The sequence below is a fragment of the Acidovorax sp. CCYZU-2555 genome (assembly GCF_018413525.1).
In the GTDB taxonomy this organism is placed as follows: Bacteria; Pseudomonadota; Gammaproteobacteria; order Burkholderiales; family Burkholderiaceae_C; genus Comamonas.
Window position 1 is genome coordinate 90,598 of record NZ_JAHCDD010000006.1, and the last position, 18,948, is coordinate 109,545.

The window sequence follows — 18,948 nt, forward strand, 5'->3', positions numbered from 1 at the left end:
GTGCGCCGGTTCGTCACCTACCTCGGGGTGGGCATTGTCTGCGCGCTGATCGACATCGGCTTGATGCAATTGCTGGCCTTTCTCGGTGTGCATGTCATGGTTGCAACCACGGCGGGATTCGCGGCTGGGCTGGTGGTCAACTTCCTTTTGCATACGCATGTCACGTTCAGCGCGGGCTACTCGCATGGCGCACTCATGCGTTACCTGATCGTGGTGGTGGTCAACTACGCTCTGACGCTGGCTTCGGTATCAATTTTTCACGCCTGGCTGGACATGGCGCTGCTCGGCAAGCTCCTTTCGCTGCCGCTGGTCGCCGTCAACGGCTATTGGTTGGGGAAACTCTGGATCTATCGATGAATAACAAAAACCATGCGCCTGCGGTGTCACTGATGGCGGGTCTGCTGGCCCAAGGAGCGCTGCTTCATCTGCAGGACAATCCTGCGGTGCACGGGCATTCTGTCGCCCAGATCAGCACGAACGTCGGCGCGTCAAAGAAGAATTGCCCGGCATGACCGCCTCTGTGCCATCCCGCAACAGGAACCTCGATCTCATTCGCTTGATCGCCGCCATTCTGGTTCTGTTCAGCCATTGCTACCCACTGGCTGGTCGGGCGATAGAAGAACCCTTCCTCTGGACCTTCGGTCACACCGGAGGCGATATCGCGCTGTGCACCTTCTTTGTCATCAGCGGCTACCTTATTTCGGCCTCTTATATACGCAGCCAGAGCGCACTCGACTACGCTTGGAAAAGATGCCTGCGCATTTTCCCCGCCTTGTTTTTTGCGGTTTTTTTCTCCATCATTCTGGGCGCACTCCTGACTCCATTGGATTTTCAGGCCTACGTCGCCCACGAGCAGACCACAGCGTACTTGCGCAATATCTTTCTCGACATTCAATACAATTTACCGCTGGTATTCTCGGAAAATCCGTTCCCGAACGCCGTCAATGGCTCGCTATGGACCTTGCCCATCGAATTTTTCATGTACGCAATGATCCTGGCGATGGGCGTTGCAGGAATTCTTTCGGCACGGTTTTCCGTCGTTGCTGCCGGCCTTTGCATTTTTGGCGTGCTGGCCGTAAGAAATGCTGACCTGGCCCGCCCCTACATCGTCCTGGGAGCTGCCGAGCTCTCGGTCGCCCTGCGACTTGGCGCCTCATTCTTCATTGGCGCCGCCCTGTATTTTTACCGAGACAAGATTCGCTACCATGGCGGCATAGCACTGCTATTCCTGGCAATCATTTTCTTCACGAAATTCACGCCGCCTGCACTTTACCTATATGCATTGTTGCTGCCGTACATAATTTTCTATCTGGCCAGCGTTGATATTCCATGGCTTGACAACATCACGCGCCACGGCGATTTTTCTTACGGCATATACATCTACGCCTTCCCGATTCAGCAGTTGCTTGTCCACTGGTTTAACAACAGCATTTCCGTCTCCATGCTATTCATCGGCAGTCTTGCCATCACACTGCCGATTGCAGTCTTGTCCTGGAAATTCGTCGAAGAGCCGGCGCTGCGTCGACTCAAGCCAGTGCCACGCTCAGCGAACGCTTGACACGCCCCCACAGTCATCGAGAGCAGGCCATGCGAAGACCTGCAGGATGGAAGCCAGTGGCACGACCCAGCCCAGCCTGCAAGGATGGCCAAAGCGTTGTCTTTTTTTGTCCTATATGAACTTCATATAGGAGATCCCCGTATACTTCACGGCTGTATGCATTCCTTGATCCGTGTGCCCTTGCAAGCAGCGCCAGACCAGCTTCTGCGCCTGCAGGCTTTGCAGCTGGGCTTTGCCCAGCTGTGCAACGCATTGGCGCCTCTGGTGCAGACCACCCGGGTATGGAACCGTGTGGCGCTGCATCATCTGGCTTACCGCCAGTTACGCGAGCAGTTTCCCAACATGGGTTCTCAGATGGTGTGCAATGCCATCTACTCGGTGTCGCGCACCTGCCGCATGGTGTTTCAGCATCCTGGCAGTCCTTTGCATCTGGAAAAACTGGGCGACAAGCCGTTGCCTTTGCTGCGCTTCGCCGACAGCTGCCCGGTGTACTTCGATCGCCATACGCTGAGCCTGAAGAATGGCCTGCTGTCGATGTTCACGCTCGATGGGCGCATGCGTTTCCAGCTGTCGATCGCCAGTGAGATCGAGGAACGCTTTCAAACGCAGAAGCTGCACGAGGTGGTGCTTTCGCGCCAGGCCAACGGCACGTTTATGTTGTCTTTCTCGCTGGTGGACCAGGCCAAGCCTGCGACAACCGCGGTTTCCGGTGGGGTGTTGGAGCTGCCAGAACCTGGCGAGCTTCCCGAATATGTGATGGTTGACGAGGCCTTATGAAAACCAGCCAGGTTCCTTCCGAAATGCGCGCGGCCTTGGCCGATTTGCGCCCTTTCTTCGTGCGTTCCGCATGGTTCAGTATGTTTGCCAGCTTGCTGGTGCTTGCGCCTTCGGGCTACATGCTTGAAGTCTATGGACGCGTGGTCAACAGCCGCAACCATGAGACGCTGGTCTGGCTCACGGTGCTGGTGCTGGGCGCTTATCTGCTGATGGAAGTGCTCGAATGGGCGCGCAGCGAAATCATGCGCGGCGCGGCCGAGGCGCTGGACAAGAAGATGCACATGCGCATCTTCAACGCGATGTTCGAAGCCAATGTGCGCCGCGTTCCCGGCGGCCAGGTGAACACGCTCTCTGACTTCAAGCGCATCTGCGAATTCCTGTACTCGCCCGCCTTGCTGGCCATCATGGAAGCGCCCATCGCGCTGGTGATGATGGTGCTGCTGTTCCTGATCAGCCCCGTGCTGGGCTGGTCGGCCGTGGTGTTCGGCCTGCTGCAGGTGGGCATCACCTGGATGAACGAGCGCCGCACCAAGCCGCCGCTGATGGCCGCCAACCGCGAGTCCATGGAAGCGCAGCGATATGCGGACGACACGCTGAACAATGCCGAAGTGCTCGAAGCCATGGGCATGCTGAAGAACACCCACCGCCGCTGGATCGCCAAGCAGCGCAAATTCCTGCAATTGCAGGCCGTGGCTTCGGACAGCGCCGGCGGCTTTCAGGCGCTGAGCAAGCTGGTGCAGAACATCTTGAGCTCGCTGCTGCTGGGCCTGGCCTGCTGGCTGCTGCTGCACAACGAGTTGAACGGTGGCGGCGGCATGATGGTCGTCGCCTCCATTCTCGGCGGCCGCATGCTCGCGCCGCTGGTGCAGGTGGTGGGTCAGTGGCAATCCGTTGTGAGTGTCCGTGATTCCTGGAACCGCATTGAAGCGCTGCTGGCTGCCGTGCCCGCCAACCCCGCAGCGATGGCACTGCCCCCGCCGGCAGGCCGCGTGCAGGTCGAACAGCTGATGGCTGGCGCTCCCGGCAACCCCGGTACCATCGTGCGCGGCATCAACCTGGCGCTGCAGCCCGGCGATGTGCTCGCCGTGGTGGGCCCATCCGCCTCGGGCAAGACCACCCTGGCCAGACTGCTGGTGGGCCTGTGGCCCGCCACCATGGGCAAGGTGCGCCTCGATGGTGCGGATATCCAGGCCTGGAACAAGAAGGAGCTGGGCCCGCACATCGGCTACCTGCCCCAGGGCGTGGCCTTGTTCGACGGCACGCTGGCTGAAAACATCGCGCGTTTCGGCGCGGTCGACATGACCCGGGTCGAAGCCGCAGCCCGCGCCGTCGGCCTGCACGAGCTGATCAGCACATTGCCAGAAGGTTACGACACCCTGGTCGGGCCCGGCGGCCTACGCCTTTCGGGCGGCCAGCGCCAGCGCGTGGGCTTGGCCCGGGCGTTCTACGGCGACCCGGTGTATGTGGTGCTCGACGAGCCCAATTCGAGCCTGGACGAAGAAGGCGATATCGCCTTGTCGCAGGCCATCAAGCAGGCCAGCGCGCGCGGCGCGACCGTCGTGGTGGTGACGCACCGCACCAGCGTGCTGAGCGTGACCAATAAGCTGCTGGTCTTGCGCGATGGTCAGCAACAGGCATTCGGCCCGCGCGATGAAGTGCTGGCGGCGCTCAATCAAGCCTCCCGCCAGGCGCAGATGCCAGTGCCCACGAAGCCGGTGGCGGCATGAGTGCGGTCCGCGAAACAAATGAGATGAGTCCAACAATGAAGACTTCCGGTTTTTTCGAGCGCAGCGAATTGACGCGCGCGCTCTGGGCATTTCGCCGAGAGTTCTATGTGGTCGGCGTGTTCAGCATGGTGGCCAATGTGCTGCTGCTGGCGCCTACGCTGTATATGCTGCAGGTTTTCGACCGCGTGCTGCTGAGCCACAGCGAGCTGACCTTGCTCGTGGTCTCGCTGATCACGCTGTTCCTGTTCTGCGTGGGCGCGTTCTCCGAGTGGATGCGATCGCGCGTTCTGGTGCGGGCAGGCATGCGGCTCGATGAAATGCTCAGCACGCGGGTCTTCAATGCCAGCTTCGAGATGAACCTCAAGCAGCTGGGCTCGGGCACGACCAAGGCCTTTGGCGATCTGGTGCAGGTGCGCCAGTTCCTCACCGGCAACGGCATGTTTGCGCTGTTCGACGCACCGTGGTCGCTGGTCTACCTGACCGTGGTGTTCCTGCTGCATCCGATGCTGGGATATTTGGCGCTGGTGTTCGCCGCCGTGCAGCTTGCGCTGGTGTGGTTCGGCCACCGCAAGACCGTGGCGCCGGCCGAGCGCGCCCAGGCCGCCGTGGCCGCGGAAACCCAGAGCCTGCACGGCAAGCTGCAACAGCTGGAGACGCTGGAGCCCATGGGCATGGTGCACAACCTGGGCCGCGTGTGGCGGACCCGGCACCGTGACGTGGTTCAGTTGCAGGGAAATTCGCAGGCCCTGTCCCACAAGCTGATGGCGTGGAGCAAGTTTCTGCGCTATTCGCAGCAGTCGCTGGCACTGGGCGCGGGCGCGCTGCTGGTGATCGATGGCCAGCTGTCGGCTGGCGCGATGATCGCGGCCAACATCCTGATGACACGTACGCTGGCCCCCATCGACATGCTGGTGGGCACCTGGCGCGGTTTCGTGACCTCGCGCGCGGCGTTCCGGCGCCTGGAGTCCCTGCTCGACGCCCATCCCGAGCGCGATGAAACGTTGACACGCATGCCGCCCACAGGCGCCCTGTCGCTGCGCAATCTGGTCGCCGGGGCGCCCGGACGCGCCGAGCCCATCCTGAAGAACATCAGCCTCGAAGTGCCCCAGGGCTCGGTCGTGGTGGTATTGGGCCCCTCGGGCTCGGGTAAATCGACGCTGGCGCGCTGCATGATCGGCATCTGGCCACACATGTCGGGCGAAGTGCTGCTCGACGAGCGCCCCATCACGGGCTGGAGCCGGGACGAGCTGGGCCCGCACCTGGGCTATCTGCCGCAGGACATCGAACTGTTCGAAGGTTCGATCGCCGAGAACATCGCGCGTTTCGGCCACGTGGATTCGGCGCAGGTGATCGAAGCCGCGCGCAGCGCCGGCCTGCACGACATGATCCTGCGCTTTCCCAAGGGCTATGACACCTCCATAGGCGAGGCCGGTGGCCTGCTGTCGGGCGGACAACGCCAGCGCATCGGTCTGGCGCGCGCCCTTTACGGCAAGCCCAAGCTGGTGGTGCTCGATGAGCCCAATGCCAACCTGGACGACGTGGGCGAAGCCGCGCTGGTACAGGCGGTACAGATCCTCAAGCGCCAGGGCAGCACCGTGGTGTTGGTGACGCACCGTCCCGGCATTCTGGCCGCGGCCGACCGCGTGGTGATCTTGAACAACGGCGTGCTGCAGGCCAATGGCCCGCGTGACGCGGTCGTGGCGGCGCTGCGCGAGGCGCAGCAGGTGTCTCTGCCAACAGCGTGAACATGAACCACTTCCTGGCGCTCGATCGCGCTCCATTGCGCACAACTAATTTCCGGTGAGTTCCGACATGAATAAATCTTTGTCTTCCGAAGCTAAAAACAATCCATTGGCCAACGTGTCTGCTGGTGCTTTGACCACATCACCACAGGGCGATGCGCGCCCCGGTGATCTGGGCCGCTCGGGGCGCTGGGGCCTGTGGGCGCTGGCCCTGGGCTTTGGCGGATTTCTGCTGTGGGCCGCGTTCGCGCCGCTGGATGAAGGCGTTCCCGGCATCGGTACGGTCGCCATCGATACCAAGCGCAATACCGTGCAGCATCTGAACGGCGGCATCATCAAGAAGGTGCTGGTGCGCGAAGGCGACGAAGTGACTGAAGGCCAGTTGCTGGTGCAGCTTGATGCCGACGTGGCCCGCGCCAACTACGAGTCGGCGCGCCAGAGCTATCTGGGCCTGCTGGCCATGCAGGGACGGCTGGTGGCCGAGAAGAACGGCAAGCCCACCATCACCTGGGCCGAAGATCTGAAGACTGCGGCCAGCGACCCGCTGATCCAGCAACAGATACTGAACCAGGAACAGCTGTTCCATACGCGCCGCAATCTGCTGCGCTCCGATCTGCAGTCGATCGAGGAAAACATCCGCGGCCAGCAAGGCATGCTGCAATCCTATGAAGGCATGCTCGAAAGCCGCAAGAGCCAGCATGTCATGCTCAATGAAGAGCTGGGTCATCTGCGCGAGCTGGTCAAGGAAGGCTATGCGCCGCGCAATCGCCAGCTCGAGCTGCAGCGCTCGGTCGCCGACATCAACACGTCCATGGCCGACATGCAAGGCAACATGCTGCGCGCGCGCAGCGCCATTGCCGAGTTTCGCCAGCGCATGATTTCGCGCAAGCAGGAAGACCAGAAAGAGATCGAGACTCAGCTGGCCGAAGTCGGTCGCCAGGTGCTGGTCGACCAGGAGAAATACCAGGCGGTCAAGGCCGAGCTCGCGCGCACGGAGATCCGCTCGCCCGCGCAAGGCCAGGTGGTCGGTCTGATGACCCAGACCGTCGGCGGCGTGATCCAGTCGGGGCAGAAGCTCATGGACATCGTCCCCAAGGGCGCGTCGTTGATGCTCGAAGCCCAGGTGCCGCCCCATATGATCGACCGCGTGCACATGGGCATGCCTGTGGATGCACGCTTTTCCTCGTTTGCCAACACGCCTCAGTTGGTCGTGCAAGGCAATGTGGAATCGGTGTCCGGCGACTTGCTGACCGACCCCAATACCAACGTCAGCTATTACCTCGCCCGCGTCAAGGTGACGGACGAGGGCCTGAAGATCCTGGGCTCGCGCCAACTGCGCCCCGGTATGCCGGTGGAAGTGGTGTTCATGGGCGGCGAGCGCAGCATGCTGACCTATCTGCTGCACCCGCTGACCAAGCGCCTGGCTGCGTCCATGACGGAGGAATAAGACCATGCAAAAACTACCCGCATTTCGCATCAAGGCCCGCACGGGCGTGGCCCTCGCGGCCGCCCTTTTGCTCACGCCCGCCTGGGCGCTCGATTTGCGTCAGGCGTATGAGGCCGCGGAGCAAAACGATGCCACCATCCGCTCGTCACGCGCCGGTGCCGAAGGCATGCGCGAGAAGCTGCCGCAGGCGCGCGCCCAGCGCCGGCCCAATATCAGCTTCAATGCCGGGGCCAACCGCAATTCGCTCAAATCCTCCACGGAAACCGCGCTGGGCACGCGGGACTCCAGAAATGCCTACAACAGCAACAACCAGGCATTTCAATTGCGCCAGCCCCTTTACCGACCTTTTCTGAGTGCACTGGAAAAGCAGGCCGAGGCCCAGGTCGACGGCGCGAACGCCATGCTGGAACAGGACGAGCAAAGCCTGGTGCTGCGCGTCTCGCAAGCCTATTTCGATGCCTTGCTGGCGCGCACCCAGCTGAGCCTGGTGGCCGCGCAGAAGCTCACCTATACCTCGCAGCTCGATTCCGCCACCAAGGGCTTCAAGGCAGGCACGGGCATGCGCACGGACATAGACGAAGCCCAGGCACGCGTCGACATGGCACTGGCCCAGGAGCTCGAAGCGACACAGAACGTGGAGTTCACGCGCCGACGCCTTGAAGTGCTGATAGGCAAGCCGTATGACGATCTCGCCGATCTCGATGCCGCGAGCTTTCGCCCCCAGCAGCCCGTGCCCGCTTCGCTGGACGAATGGACCGCCCAGGCCGAAGCCGCCAACCCCGAGTTGCGCTCGCTGCAGGCCCAGGTCGATGCCGCGGCCAGCGAGATCAACAAGGCACAGGCCGGCCACAAGCCCACGCTGGACGCGGTCGCTTCCGTGTCGCGTTCCGACAGCGACTCCGTGACCAGCGTGAACACGGTCTACAACCAGAAGTACGTGGGCCTGCAATTGAGCGTACCCTTGTATGCAGGCGGGTATGTGAGTTCGCAGGTGCGCCAGGCCGTGGCCGACCACGAACGCGCACGCGAGGCCCTGGAAGCCGGCCGCCGCGAGACGGGCGCCAAGGTCTATGAGCAGTATCGCGCGATGACCGAAGGCGTGTTGCGTATCAAAGCGCTCGAACAGGCTGCACGCTCCGCCGAAGTGGCACTGCAGTCCAGCCGCAAGTCGCTTGCGGCCGGCGTACGCACCACGGTCGATGTACTCAACGCCGAACAGCAACGCACGCTGGCGGCGCGTGATCTGGCCCAGGCGCGCTACATGTATTTGCTTTCGCGCATCCGTTTGCACGCCGTGGCCGGGCATGACCGCTGGGTCAATGTGGACCAGGCCAATGCGAATCTGATCACCCCCCGAGCGACATCGTCGCTTGGGGCCGCCCTTCCCTAGAATCCCGCAACGAAACGGAGTTATCTATATGACCAAGACAACAAACACCACCAAGAAGAACAAGGCTGTGGCCGACGACCAAAACCAGGCGGCCACCGAACAGCAGACCGGTGCGCTGCCCGCAGCCAATCTGAGCCCTGAACAGGCGCGCAAGGACCTCGCAGAGATGTTCGCCAAGGCCACCAAGACGGCACCAAAAGCCGACTGACAGCCGTTTTGCGCCAGCGCCGCCCGAGGCAGGGCGCGCTGCGCGCCTCCTCAATGCCGCGTGATCGGATTCCAGCGCGCCCGTGAGAGCGCGGCAACTCGCGTCGCGACCATAACCGGCGTTGCCGCAGGGCTTGCTTTGCAACCGGCTGCGGAAATTTGAATACGCACCTGAGAATGCGTGCCGTACAACTGGACAGGAGAATCCTGGACTCCAGACTGATGTCGGCACTTCACCGGACGCAGGCCTTACCGTTTGGGCTTCGCAGTCTTGAGTGTGGTCGCGCAGCTCTTTTCGTCGCTGCCAGACGCTGTCTGGACCTGCTGCGGCGGACACTCGGTTTTAAGCGTGCCGAAAAAGCCCGCCATTGCAGCACCGGTCCGCCAATACACCGCACGTGTGATCAACCATGTGCAGCCCGCAGCCATGGACAGCCCGGCATCGGGATGAGCACCGCCCCATCGCAGCAGAGCCCTGCCGACATGTGCGCAGCGACAGGCTGCACGCAAGGACCACGATTTGTACTTAGAACAGTGCATAAGCCAACGCGACCCTGATATGTCGCCATGGCAAATCCAGGCAGCGGCGGGCCACACGCCTGCCTCGCCATGAAAAACACTGCCGGTTGGATTGCTGTCCGACTTGCGCCCATGCTTACAAATAGAAAAAACCCCGCCCCCTCGAGAGGGGCGGGGTTCGCTAGGCTTGGTTCAGCTCGACGGTGCCTGTGGCACCGTGCGCTAATTAAGCGAAGTTTGCTGCAGTCAAATCAGTCCAGTCACCGTTCACCAGCTCGATAGTGCCGACCAGAGTGGCCGTCACGCTGCCTGCGGCGACGCCGACAGTGTCGGTCACCGTGTACACAGTGCCAACGGTGCCGTCGTAGGCCACGTAAACGTGGTTCTGTGCGGTTGCCGAGTCGGTGTACAGCGCTGCGACTTCTGCAGCGGTGTCGTTGGTGGTGCCTTGAAGGGCGATAGAGATCGAGTTGTTGGCCGTAAGGACGTTGAATGTCAGAGCATCGCCGATACCACGCAAAGCGGTGAAGTCCAGCGTGTCAACACCAGTTGCTCCAACTGCTGTGAAGTTGACGATAGCGTCGTTGCCGAAACCAGGAGCGTACACCACGGTTTCCGCGCTGGTGGCACCCGTGCTCAGCACGATCACGTCGTCACCTGCACCACCGGTGATGGTGCTGTTGGTCACGGCAGACGATGCGACACCCGTCAGTTCATCCGTAGCGTCATTTGCCAGGGCCGACACGTAGTCAGCAGCGGTAGCCCAAGCGGTCACGCCAGCATCGATCAGTGTTTGCACATCGCTGAAGCTGGTAGCAGAAGCTCCGGTAGCCGCATTGAAGGCAGCCAGCTGTGTTGGCGAAATAGTCGTCAACGCGGGAGCGGTGATGTCCACTTCGAAGTCAGCTGCAGTGTATTCGCCATCGATCAGCGAACGGATCACCAGGGTGTTGGCAGGACCGTCTTCGGCAACGATCAACTTGCTCAGAACGTTGTCTTGGGCAATCGCGTTCTTGATCAGGTTGTTCAGGCTCAGGTCAGACGTCGTGAAGTCCTGGATCTGCACTTCTGCAGTGTGGCCCAGGAACGTCACGCTGACAGTCGAACGCCACAGGGTGAAGGTATCGTTGGCGTCGGACACGAGGTTGTCGATGTCGCGTGCGACAACAGCAGCACCAGCAGTAGCTTGGTCGGCGGTGTTCAACACCCAGGCGGCACGGCCCGAGTTGTAGTTCACGCCATCACCGCCATTGCCTTCCAGCGTGACGGGGTTGACAGCAGCATTCAGTTGGTTACCCGAGTTGTCCGAGTAGATCACGTCATTGCCAGCGCCAAGGTTCACCGTCCAGGTGCCTGCACCGAAGGTTTCAACGGTGTCGTCGCCTTCACCGGTGTTGATGGCCAGGTTCTTGTTCAGATCGCTGTTGATGAACCAGGCATCGGCGAGCGTGCCCACGCCGTCACCGATTTGGACCTGCACCTTGTCGTTGCCCGCACCCATGTTGGCTTCGAAATGGAAGTCTTCACGGTTGGTCGTGCCGGACTGGGCCAGATTGGTCTTGCTGATGTTCAGGTTCAGCAGATCGTTGCCACCGGCGAAGGTGTAAGCGAAGTCTGCATTGTCAGCCGCTGGCGAAGCCGCGTCATCCGTCAGATCCATGTACTTGGCCACGGATTCGTCGGAGATGTGAGCGTGCAGTTCGAGGTCGTTCTGGAACGAAGCGGCGTTGAACACCCGAACGTCCTTCAACGCGCCGTTCTTGAACGTCGTCTTGTCGTCGTCGCTGAAACCTGCTGCATTGACCACAACACCGGAGGTATGGCTGTTGCCGATGGTCAGGTCCGCAGCGCTGCCGGCAGCGGATGCCACGTTGACGATTGCCAAGGTGTTGTTGGTCGACTGCAGGCTGGCCAGCTTGCTGAATTGCGTCTCGTCACCGGACACGGTGATGTTGAACTGCTCGATGCCCTTGGAGCCGGAGCCCGAATTCCAGACATTTTGGCCGTTGGTGGACATGCCGCCCACGGTCAGGTCGCCGCCGTCGCTGCCGCGGCCGACTTTTTCCAGTTCGATGGTGGACGTCACAGGCAGAACGTTGCTTTCTGCGATGTTGTTGAAGTCACCGTAAACGTCGTAGTTGCCCAGAGCGTCTTCAACCTGTGCGAAGCCGACGGGAGTGACCACGCTCGCATCTGGAACGTTCAGAACGATTGCGGGGATGTCGCCCGACTGCGAGCCGTCGTCCAGGAAGGTCGCATCAGCCATTGCTGGGTTCAGCGTCAGGGTCGTGCCTTCTGGCAGGGTACCGGCGGCAATCAGCGCAGCCAGTTCATCTTGCAGGCTGGCGATGAAAGTCTCATGCGTGTCCATCTGGTCGGCGAGCCAGGCAGCACGGTCGTTCAGCGTGATGATTTCGCTGGTCACGCCGTTGATGGTCACGGTGAAACGCAGACCGTCGACGTTGATTTCGCGCAGGCGGGGAACCGTCAGGTCACCGTTGAGGCGGGCCAGTTCGGCCTTTTCGTCCAGCAGGAAGAAGAATGCGCTGGAGTTGGAAGTTTGGCCGGACACCAGGTAATCCTGGTCGAAATAGACTTCCAGGTCCGATTCCTTGGTCACTGCATCGCCGTTGCCGGTGTGATCCATGCGGATGGTCACGTCTTCGGTGTTGCGACGCTCAGCGTAGACACCGCTGTCGGTCAAGGTGGTCAGGTTGCTGATGACCAGCGAAGCATTGCTTTGCACCGAAGCGACCGAATCCAGACCCAGCATGAATTGGGCGTTCAGGTCGACGATTTCATCGGCGCCACGCACATTGGAGGTCGTGAGTGCCGTGATTTCGACATTTTCGACGTCCACGGTTTCAGGAGTGATGCCCATGGCAGGGCCGGCGTTCAGAGCCGAAGCAGAGATCACCTTGGCTTGCAGGGTGTCGTTGCCAGCGCCGCCGTTGATCTGGTCGCCGGTAGCCAGCTGGTTGGTCTGTTCGCCATTGGCGTTTTGCACCACGCGGGCAACGAACACGTCGCTTGCTGCGGTACCAGTCAGGCTGTCCCAGCCAGTGGTCAGCGAGAAAGTGGTGCTGTTGGCGCCTTCACCGACTTGGGAAGCGTTGTTGGCAGGGTTGGTGGAGTAGTTGTAAGCGGTCAGAACTTCTTGGTTCCATGCCTTGGCGGCGACGCCGAAGGTGCCGTCGTTTTCCTTGGTCGACAGGATCTGGCCCAGTTGCAGGGCGATGATGCCGATGTTCTGCGTGCCGTGGAAGGAGATGTAGTCGGTGACTGCAGCTTCCAGGATTGCCAGCGATTCGGCGTTCACGGTCGTGTTGTTCACGCCCAGGTTGGCGAAGATCAGTGCGGTCAGATCAGCAGCCGACTCGTTGCCCAGAGAAGCACCCAGCTTGTTGGCGAATGCGTACTCCGACGCATCGGTCGTACCAGCGTTGGCGACCTGGTTCAGGTAGACGCTGTTGGAAGGCGACGTATTGAACAGCGCGCGGTTGGCGAGGCTGACCGCAGCTTGTGCGCCGAAAATGGAGAGAGCCATTTGGTTTTCCTTGAGGGACTGTTGAAAAAAAACTCGTTACACACGGGGCAGGCACATATGCGCCTTATCCATACAAATTTGTTCAATGTTGACTGCCTGCCCCGACCAAAAACTATGTTCGGCAAGCCACTGATCCAAATCTGCGCCCATCTTAGGATTGGTCGAGACAATTAATTGGTGATCCGGATCACACGTTTTCGCAGTGTTTTGAGCTGCGGCTTTTATGCAACGGACTCACCATTGCGTGCGCAGCGCCATATAGGCGCCCTTGTTGCGCTGCTGAAAGAGCACCAGATTGGCGCGCTGACGCTGCCATTCGAGACCCAGCGCCAGATGCCAGCCCTGTGAACCAGCTTCCGTGAGAGGGAAGCTGTACTCGGCGCGCATGGCCTGACGGCTGATGCGGCGGCGGGCGGAATCTTCCAGAAGGGGGCTGTAACCCGTTGTGTCGGTTTGTAAGTATACCTCTGCGTCCACCAGCCATTGGTCGCGCGCACCCAGCCCCTGGCCAATCGCAACCAAACGCAACATACTCTGCTGCTGCGGGCCGCCTGCACGCTCGGCCTGCTCGGGGCGGTCTTCACCCAAGCGCAGGCTGGCTTGCAGAAACTGCATCCCCAGAGGCCAGTGGCTGCCAGTCCGGACCTCGCAGGTATGCTGCAGCAGCGCCCCGACATAGGTGCCAGACAGAATGCGGTTGTCCTGCAAGCGCCGCTCCTGCAACTCCAGGCCGCTGCGAATGGAACAGTTGCTCAGGCCCCAATGAAGGCCGCCCGAGAGACCCGCAGTGCGAAAGCGGGTGCCGGTGTCGCTGCTGAACGCTGCCACGTTGGCTCCCACATAGTGCGAAGACACGGCATATTCGGCCAGGCCCTGCACCTGACTCAATCGTCCGGCGCCAGAATGCACGCCCGTGCGCGCGCCCAGGCTCGCGGAGACCTGCCAGGGGCCCTTGCGCGCTGTCCAGCCCAGGTCGCTGCGCGCATAGTTGCCCGGCTGGCGCGCATAGCTGGCGTCCAGCGGTAGTTGCACGTTCTGTCCCTGGATGGTCAAGGTGAGGCTGGAAAGGTCGGGAGTGCCGAGCAGATTGGTGTCGTGGCCCAGCTTGACGGCCGCATAGCCGCTTTGGCGCCAGCCTTGCGGCTCGTCGGGCGCGCTCCAGCGCGCCACTTCGTGCGCCAGCGTGGCGCGCAGCGGCTCCGGCAGCTGCGGCTCCTGCAGCAGGCTTTGCATCAACTGAATGGAAGCCATGCCGTCACCGCTTCCGGCCAGGGCAATCGCGTAGTCCATCTGCACGCGCAACGGACTGGGTTCGAGCATCAGCGAACGTTCGAGGTAGTCGACGGCCTCGCTGTAGCGGCCGTTCTGGTTGAGCGCCCAGCCGACCCAGGCCAGCCAGGCGCTGTCTTGCTGGCATTCGGGTAGCTTGAGCAGCTCCTGCGGCAGTACGCCACGCAGCTGCTCGGCCGTGGTCGCGGCCAGGGCCTGCGGCGCGGGGGCGCACGCCTGCGCCTGCCCAGCCAGAGCAGCACCTGCGCCAGCCCAGAGCATGAGTGCGCCAACCAAGACCCGCGGAGGGAGCATGCGGCGCGGCTTAATTTTCATGCACCGTAATGTTGTCCCTCTCCCCCGGAGTCAGAGGGTAGGCGCAGATGTGGTGCGGAACACGCATGCCGTCGAGCATGAAGGTGCCCATCGACTCGAGACGCGACGCACCGACTTGGGCGGCCATGCCTTCACCGACCAGAATGGGGTGGGACAGGTCCATGGTCATCGCGACCAGCCGGTTGGCAATGGTGACGGTATTGCCCAGCACCATGTGTGTGCGTCGGCTGGCGCGGCCGAACGAGCCCACCATGGCGGGACCGCATTCGAGGCCTATTCCCAGCGCCAGCGGTTCAAGCCCGGCCGGCGCCGGATCGGGCAGCACGCCTTGCATGCCGGCGCTCAGCCGTACCGCGGCGCGCAGCGCACTTTGCGCATGCGAGGGATTGTCGGCCGCGCCGTCGTACCAGACGGCCAGCACCGCGTCGCCCTGAAACGCTTCGATCACGCCGCCTTCGGCTTCGACGATATCGGTGGCTCGCGAGAAGAAGGCATGCAGCACGGCCGCGGCTTCTTCCGGGGGACGCTGTTCGCAATACGCAGAGAAATTGCGAATGTCGGCAAACATCACGCTGACCTGGCGAATGGACGCCTTGATGGCGCTCGAAGGCGGCTGCAATGCCAGCGCCGCGGCGACGGGCTGGGGCAGGTAGCTCGAGAGGTGGGAGTAAAGGCGGTCACGATCCTTGCGGCTGCGCGCATGTTCCAGCCCCGCCCACAGCAGCGCGGCGCCCAGCACGGCGGCAGCGGCCGGAAGCCAGGCGACCCAGAGGTTGCCGCACAACAGCAGCACGGCATGGGCCAGCAGCAACAGCACGATCCAGCCCACGGCGGCCAGCGGCAGCCATTGGGCGGAGAACACCGAGAAACGACCGGTGTTCGATTGCGGCGCACTGCGGCGGCGCAATTGCAGCACAGTCAGCAGGCCCATGCCCAGCAGCACGGCACCGATCTGCAACAGCAGATGCCCCTTGGGGGTGTAGGGAACGCGGCCGTCCATGGCGGCGAGCATGAATTGGGCGTGGGCCTGCATGCCCGCGGCGGCGCTGCTGAAAGGCGTGGCGATGCGGTCGTTGAGCCCGAAAGCGCTGCTGCCCACAAGCACCCAAGCATTGCGCAGCAGGTCGGGTGGTACGCGGTTGGCGAGCAGGTCGGCGGCCGAGATGCTCACAAAGCTGTCTGGCGCCAGACGCCAAGGCATGCGCACGTCACCGTTGGCGTGCAGCGGCACCGGCGGGAAAGCGCCCTGCGCGCCCTGCAGGAACCACTGCGGGTCGAGCCAGCCGCTGCCGCGCACCAGCGCCAGATTGTCTTCACCACCGGCCTGCATGAGAGCGGCCAGCGCCAGCGCGCCATAGGCGCGGCCCTGGAAGCACAGCACCGCGGGCTGGTAGCGCACGATGCCGTCGTGCGACAGACGCGGCGTGATGTGGCCCACCAACGTGCCGGCGCCGGTCAAATCGGCATGATTACCCAGGTAGCCGCTGGCGGTCTCGAAAGGTGCGGGGCACGAAGGCCAGTTCAGCGCGCCGGCCAGCTGGCCGCCCTGGATGTCGTCGCCCTGGCCCGGCAGGGCGAAGATTTGCGAAAGTATGGGCTTGCTCTGCTGGATCTGCGCCTTGAGCACGGAAACGCCGTGGCGCTCGTCGGCAAACACGATGTCCCAGATTTGCTGATCGACGCCGTGCTCGGACAACTTCTGCATCAGCTGCGCGGTGCGCTCGCGCTCCCAGGGCCAGGCGCCCAGTTCCTTGAGGCTCAGTTCGTCAATGTCAACCAGCACCAGACGGCGCTCTTCGGCATGCAAGCCTCCCACGCGCCAGACGAGATCGGTGGCACGCTCCTGCAACGGTTGCACCCAGGTTGCGCCCCAGATGGCAAGAAGAGCCCATATGGAGAGCGCGAACAACCAGGCCAACACCGGAATCAGTGGCCGCAAAAACTTCGCTTGCTTCATCACACTTCAACTGTCCATGACGCATTGAACTGTATTGGTCCATCGCATGGGCGGCGACAGCCGCTCAGGGAGTGCTTCATTTCAGCGACCCCACAAGGTAATACCCTGCAATATTCCTGAAGATATGCCTTTTTGGAAAAGATAACCAGCTTCGCGACCATCGGCGCTGAGCCCGCCTTGCACGATGCTGCTGCCGCCGACCGAACGCATCAAGCCGGTTTTGCTGATGGTACCCACAGCCTGGACAACATCGGAGCCCATGTTCGCGCCCTGGACATCAAGGCGCGTGGCGAAGGTGCTGGCGTCAAAGTTCACACCCAAGGTCGCGGCAGTCACGCTCACATGCTCCACCGGCTTGCCCGCACTCACGACACTGGCAGCTGCGCCGGCAAGCCGAAATTGCGCCGTGCCCGAGCCCGGGGCATAGGCCACGGGCTTACCGTCCTCGAGCGGCCTGAACAGCGCATAGACACCGTTGCTGGCCAGTCGCTCGCTCGCTTGCAGCATGGCAGCGTCGATCTGCGTGCTGAAACTGTCGCCCGTCAATGACTGCGCCAAGGAGTAACGCCCCCAGCTGAGGGTCTTGACGACCGGCGGCTCGGGCGGAAGCACGGGCAGCGTTGGCAGTGTCGGCTGCTGGGGCTCGGGCGGCGTCGGAGGTTTGAGCGTATTGACTGCCGCGGCCACCTGTTCCTCGGTCAGCAGCGGTTTGTCGGCGGCCGCAAGCAAGACGGCCGTGCCGACATTCTGCGGCTGACGTTCGACCAGCGTGACCGCCTGCTGGGGCAGCGACGCCACCGCCAGATCGGCCAGGGGCACGAGGCGAGGCGCATTTTGCAGGCGCCCGAGCTCGACCATCTGGCCCTTCATGTCATCAGACAGCAGACGGCCCTCCTGGCAGGGGCCCAGACCCGCGCCGCATGCGCCCAGCAAGGGGGCCACCGAGATGGCGCCCGTGAACACCGAAGCCGAAGTCAGATCGGACGTGGCCTTGACCAGGAAGTCGGTGCCCTTGACGCCGATCGCCGCCACGGGAGTGTTGAGGCGAAAGCGATGGCGCGCGGCCGCGCCCCACTCGCCCGTGATGGAGCGCACGACACCTTCTTCGAGCTTGAATTTGATCGCGCTGGCCTGGGTATCGGTTTCCGAATACCCATAACTGTCTATCTGCAGACGGCTGGAAGGGCGTACGCTGATGCGTCCGCCATCGACGAAGCGCAAGTGCACATGGCCGCCCAGCTCGGTTTGCACCGTGTCGCCGACGCGCACTTCGAAGCCGCGCGTCATGGAGGAAGCGCTGCCGTCGGCATGCACCACACTGACCTGGCCGATGACCATCGTCGCCTGCGCGACCAAGGGCTGAACGGTGAGCGCGTGCGCAGCTGCGCCACTGGCCAGCATTGCCCCGATCACTGAACACCGCAGTACCTTGCTCATCGCCATAGTGCATACCCCAACGTAGTTCTGGCTAGTATCACAGAGTGGACCAGAACTTTCTGTGCGCCGGATCACACAAAAAGTCACATTACCGGCATAACGACCGAATCGCGCGCAGACGCAAATGCCTCATAGTGCAGCCAGAGGGAAAAGTCCGCACCGTCTTGACACCCGTGCCAGAAAGCGCACAAAAAGTCACACTCCCGGCATATTGACAGGAACATTGCGCATGAGCGCGCGCCTCATGGCGAATTCAGGGGGAAGAACAGAGCACCTGACGGCATTTTGGAAGCCGTTGAGAGTGGCCCCTGAATCTGATTGATACACTCTCGCCCTATGCCCGTTTCGGTTCAACTACTGACACAGTTCCCTTTGCTGCAGTCGCTGACTCGTGAAGAGCTGGAAAAGCTTTCAAGCCGCATGAACTTGCGCTCGTTCGCGCGCCGGGCAATGGTGTTGTCAAAAGACGCAAGCGTGTTCGAGCTGGGCTTTCTGGTGGAAGGCCGGCTGCAGGGCCTGGACTTCACCGTGGATGGGCGCAGCGTAGGCTTGTACTTCGTCGATCCCGGAGATTATTTTGGCGAGCTGACCGTGGTCGATGGCCAGCCGCCGGCGGAGTTCGTCGTGGCCGCCATGAAGTCGACCGTGGCGTTTCTCGATGCGGAAACAGTGCGTGAGGTGATCCTGAGCCATCAGGAGGCGGCCAAGGCGGTGATGCAGAAACTGGCGCGGCGCATCCGCGAGGTCACGGCGCAGCGCACGCTGCTGAGCCTGCCCAACCCGTTCCAGCGGCTTTGCGTTCTGCTCTTACAATTGCCGTCCAGCCAGATCAACAACCAGCGGGTTGTCGAGCAGATCCCGACCCACCAGGAGTTGGCGATCATGATCAATGCCAGTCGCGAGACCGTGACGCGGGCTTTTCAGCTGCTGTTCACCCAGCGCATCCTGGTGCGCGACGGGAACTCCTTGATCATCATCGACCCCGTGGTCATCAAGGATATTGCCGAGGGCCGCATGCCCCCGCCCAAAGCCTGA

General features: G+C 62.1%; 14 protein-coding genes. 10 read left to right on the forward strand and 4 right to left on the reverse strand.

Features of this window, described 5'->3' with window-relative positions; translation table 11 throughout:
* From KHY18_RS03590 to KHY18_RS03630, 9 genes are all read left to right on the forward strand, one after another.
* Complete coding sequence (locus KHY18_RS03590) at window positions 1-357, forward strand: GtrA family protein (protein WP_349630242.1); 357 nt, start codon at window positions 1-3, stop codon at window positions 355-357.
* Entirely contained in the window at window positions 354-512 is a 159-nt protein-coding gene (locus KHY18_RS03595; RefSeq protein WP_213294400.1) for a hypothetical protein, read from the forward strand. Before KHY18_RS03590 ends, KHY18_RS03595 begins: the two co-directional genes overlap by 4 nt.
* The gene (locus KHY18_RS03600) at window positions 509-1,558 is read left to right on the forward strand and encodes an acyltransferase family protein (RefSeq protein ID WP_213294402.1); all 1,050 of its coding nucleotides are present in this window, start codon (window positions 509-511) and stop codon (window positions 1,556-1,558) included. The genes KHY18_RS03595 and KHY18_RS03600 overlap by 4 nt, the downstream gene beginning before the upstream one ends.
* A 156-nt stretch (window positions 1,559-1,714) precedes the next feature.
* Window positions 1,715-2,335 carry a hypothetical protein gene (locus KHY18_RS03605; RefSeq protein WP_213294404.1) on the forward strand — a complete coding sequence of 207 codons (621 nt, stop codon included), beginning with the start codon at window positions 1,715-1,717 and terminating at the stop codon, window positions 2,333-2,335.
* Between the two features lie 23 nt (window positions 2,336-2,358).
* Window positions 2,359-4,062 (forward strand): type I secretion system permease/ATPase, encoded by a 1,704-nt coding sequence (locus KHY18_RS03610; RefSeq protein WP_349630244.1) that lies wholly within the window; start codon window positions 2,359-2,361, stop codon window positions 4,060-4,062.
* A gap of 35 nt (window positions 4,063-4,097) precedes the next feature.
* Window positions 4,098-5,807 (forward strand): type I secretion system permease/ATPase, encoded by a 1,710-nt coding sequence (locus KHY18_RS03615; RefSeq protein WP_213294408.1) that lies wholly within the window; start codon window positions 4,098-4,100, stop codon window positions 5,805-5,807.
* Between the two features lie 130 nt (window positions 5,808-5,937).
* Window positions 5,938-7,251, forward strand: a complete 1,314-nt coding sequence (locus KHY18_RS03620; protein WP_249728885.1) for an HlyD family type I secretion periplasmic adaptor subunit — start codon at window positions 5,938-5,940, stop codon at window positions 7,249-7,251.
* Between the two features lie 4 nt (window positions 7,252-7,255).
* Window positions 7,256-8,641 carry a TolC family outer membrane protein gene (locus KHY18_RS03625; RefSeq protein ID WP_213294413.1) on the forward strand — a complete coding sequence of 462 codons (1,386 nt, stop codon included), beginning with the start codon at window positions 7,256-7,258 and terminating at the stop codon, window positions 8,639-8,641.
* 28 nt (window positions 8,642-8,669) lie between these two features.
* Window positions 8,670-8,849: a hypothetical protein gene (locus tag KHY18_RS03630; RefSeq protein ID WP_213294417.1), complete on the forward strand. Its 180-nt coding sequence runs from the start codon at window positions 8,670-8,672 to the stop codon at window positions 8,847-8,849.
* A 744-nt stretch (window positions 8,850-9,593) separates the two neighbouring features.
* On the opposite strand, the gene KHY18_RS03635 is transcribed toward KHY18_RS03630, so the two are convergent.
* The 4 genes from KHY18_RS03635 to KHY18_RS03650 all read right to left on the reverse strand — a co-directional run bounded on the left by KHY18_RS03635 (window position 9,594) and on the right by KHY18_RS03650 (window position 17,877).
* Window positions 9,594-12,914: a beta strand repeat-containing protein gene (locus tag KHY18_RS03635; protein ID WP_213294420.1), complete on the reverse strand. Its 3,321-nt coding sequence runs from the start codon at window positions 12,912-12,914 to the stop codon at window positions 9,594-9,596.
* A 234-nt stretch (window positions 12,915-13,148) separates the two neighbouring features.
* Entirely contained in the window at window positions 13,149-14,465 is a 1,317-nt protein-coding gene (locus KHY18_RS03640; protein ID WP_213294422.1) for a tetratricopeptide repeat protein, read from the reverse strand.
* A 43-nt stretch (window positions 14,466-14,508) separates the two neighbouring features.
* Complete coding sequence (locus tag KHY18_RS03645) at window positions 14,509-16,476, reverse strand: CHASE2 domain-containing protein (protein ID WP_283771276.1); 1,968 nt, start codon at window positions 16,474-16,476, stop codon at window positions 14,509-14,511.
* 81 nt (window positions 16,477-16,557) lie between these two features.
* On the reverse strand, window positions 16,558-17,877 hold the full coding sequence (locus KHY18_RS03650; protein ID WP_213294427.1) for a FecR family protein: 1,320 nt from the start codon (window positions 17,875-17,877) through the stop codon (window positions 16,558-16,560).
* A gap of 408 nt (window positions 17,878-18,285) precedes the next feature.
* Here KHY18_RS03650 and KHY18_RS03655 point away from each other — a divergent pair, with 408 nt between their 5' ends.
* On the forward strand, window positions 18,286-18,948 hold the full coding sequence (locus tag KHY18_RS03655) for a Crp/Fnr family transcriptional regulator (RefSeq protein WP_213294429.1): 663 nt from the start codon (window positions 18,286-18,288) through the stop codon (window positions 18,946-18,948).

Excerpts from the sequence above, each read along its gene's own strand:
- KHY18_RS03595 (WP_213294400.1), top strand. The coding sequence starts at position 354 with ATGAATAACAAAAACCATGCGCCTGCGGTGTCACTGATGGCGGGTCTG.
- KHY18_RS03600 (WP_213294402.1), top strand. The coding sequence starts at position 509 with ATGACCGCCTCTGTGCCATCCCGCAACAGGAACCTCGATCTCATTCGC.
- KHY18_RS03605 (WP_213294404.1), top strand. The coding sequence starts at position 1,715 with ATGCATTCCTTGATCCGTGTGCCCTTGCAAGCAGCGCCAGACCAGCTT.
- KHY18_RS03610 (WP_349630244.1), top strand. The coding sequence starts at position 2,359 with ATGCGCGCGGCCTTGGCCGATTTGCGCCCTTTCTTCGTGCGTTCCGCA.
- KHY18_RS03615 (WP_213294408.1), top strand. The coding sequence starts at position 4,098 with ATGAAGACTTCCGGTTTTTTCGAGCGCAGCGAATTGACGCGCGCGCTC.
- KHY18_RS03625 (WP_213294413.1), top strand. The coding sequence starts at position 7,256 with ATGCAAAAACTACCCGCATTTCGCATCAAGGCCCGCACGGGCGTGGCC.
- KHY18_RS03630 (WP_213294417.1), top strand. The coding sequence starts at position 8,670 with ATGACCAAGACAACAAACACCACCAAGAAGAACAAGGCTGTGGCCGAC.
- KHY18_RS03635 (WP_213294420.1), bottom strand. The coding sequence starts at position 12,914 with ATGGCTCTCTCCATTTTCGGCGCACAAGCTGCGGTCAGCCTCGCCAAC.
- KHY18_RS03640 (WP_213294422.1), bottom strand. The coding sequence starts at position 14,465 with ATGCTCTGGGCTGGCGCAGGTGCTGCTCTGGCTGGGCAGGCGCAGGCG.
- KHY18_RS03645 (WP_283771276.1), bottom strand. The coding sequence starts at position 16,476 with ATGAAGCAAGCGAAGTTTTTGCGGCCACTGATTCCGGTGTTGGCCTGG.
- KHY18_RS03650 (WP_213294427.1), bottom strand. The coding sequence starts at position 17,877 with ATGCTGGCCAGTGGCGCAGCTGCGCACGCGCTCACCGTTCAGCCCTTG.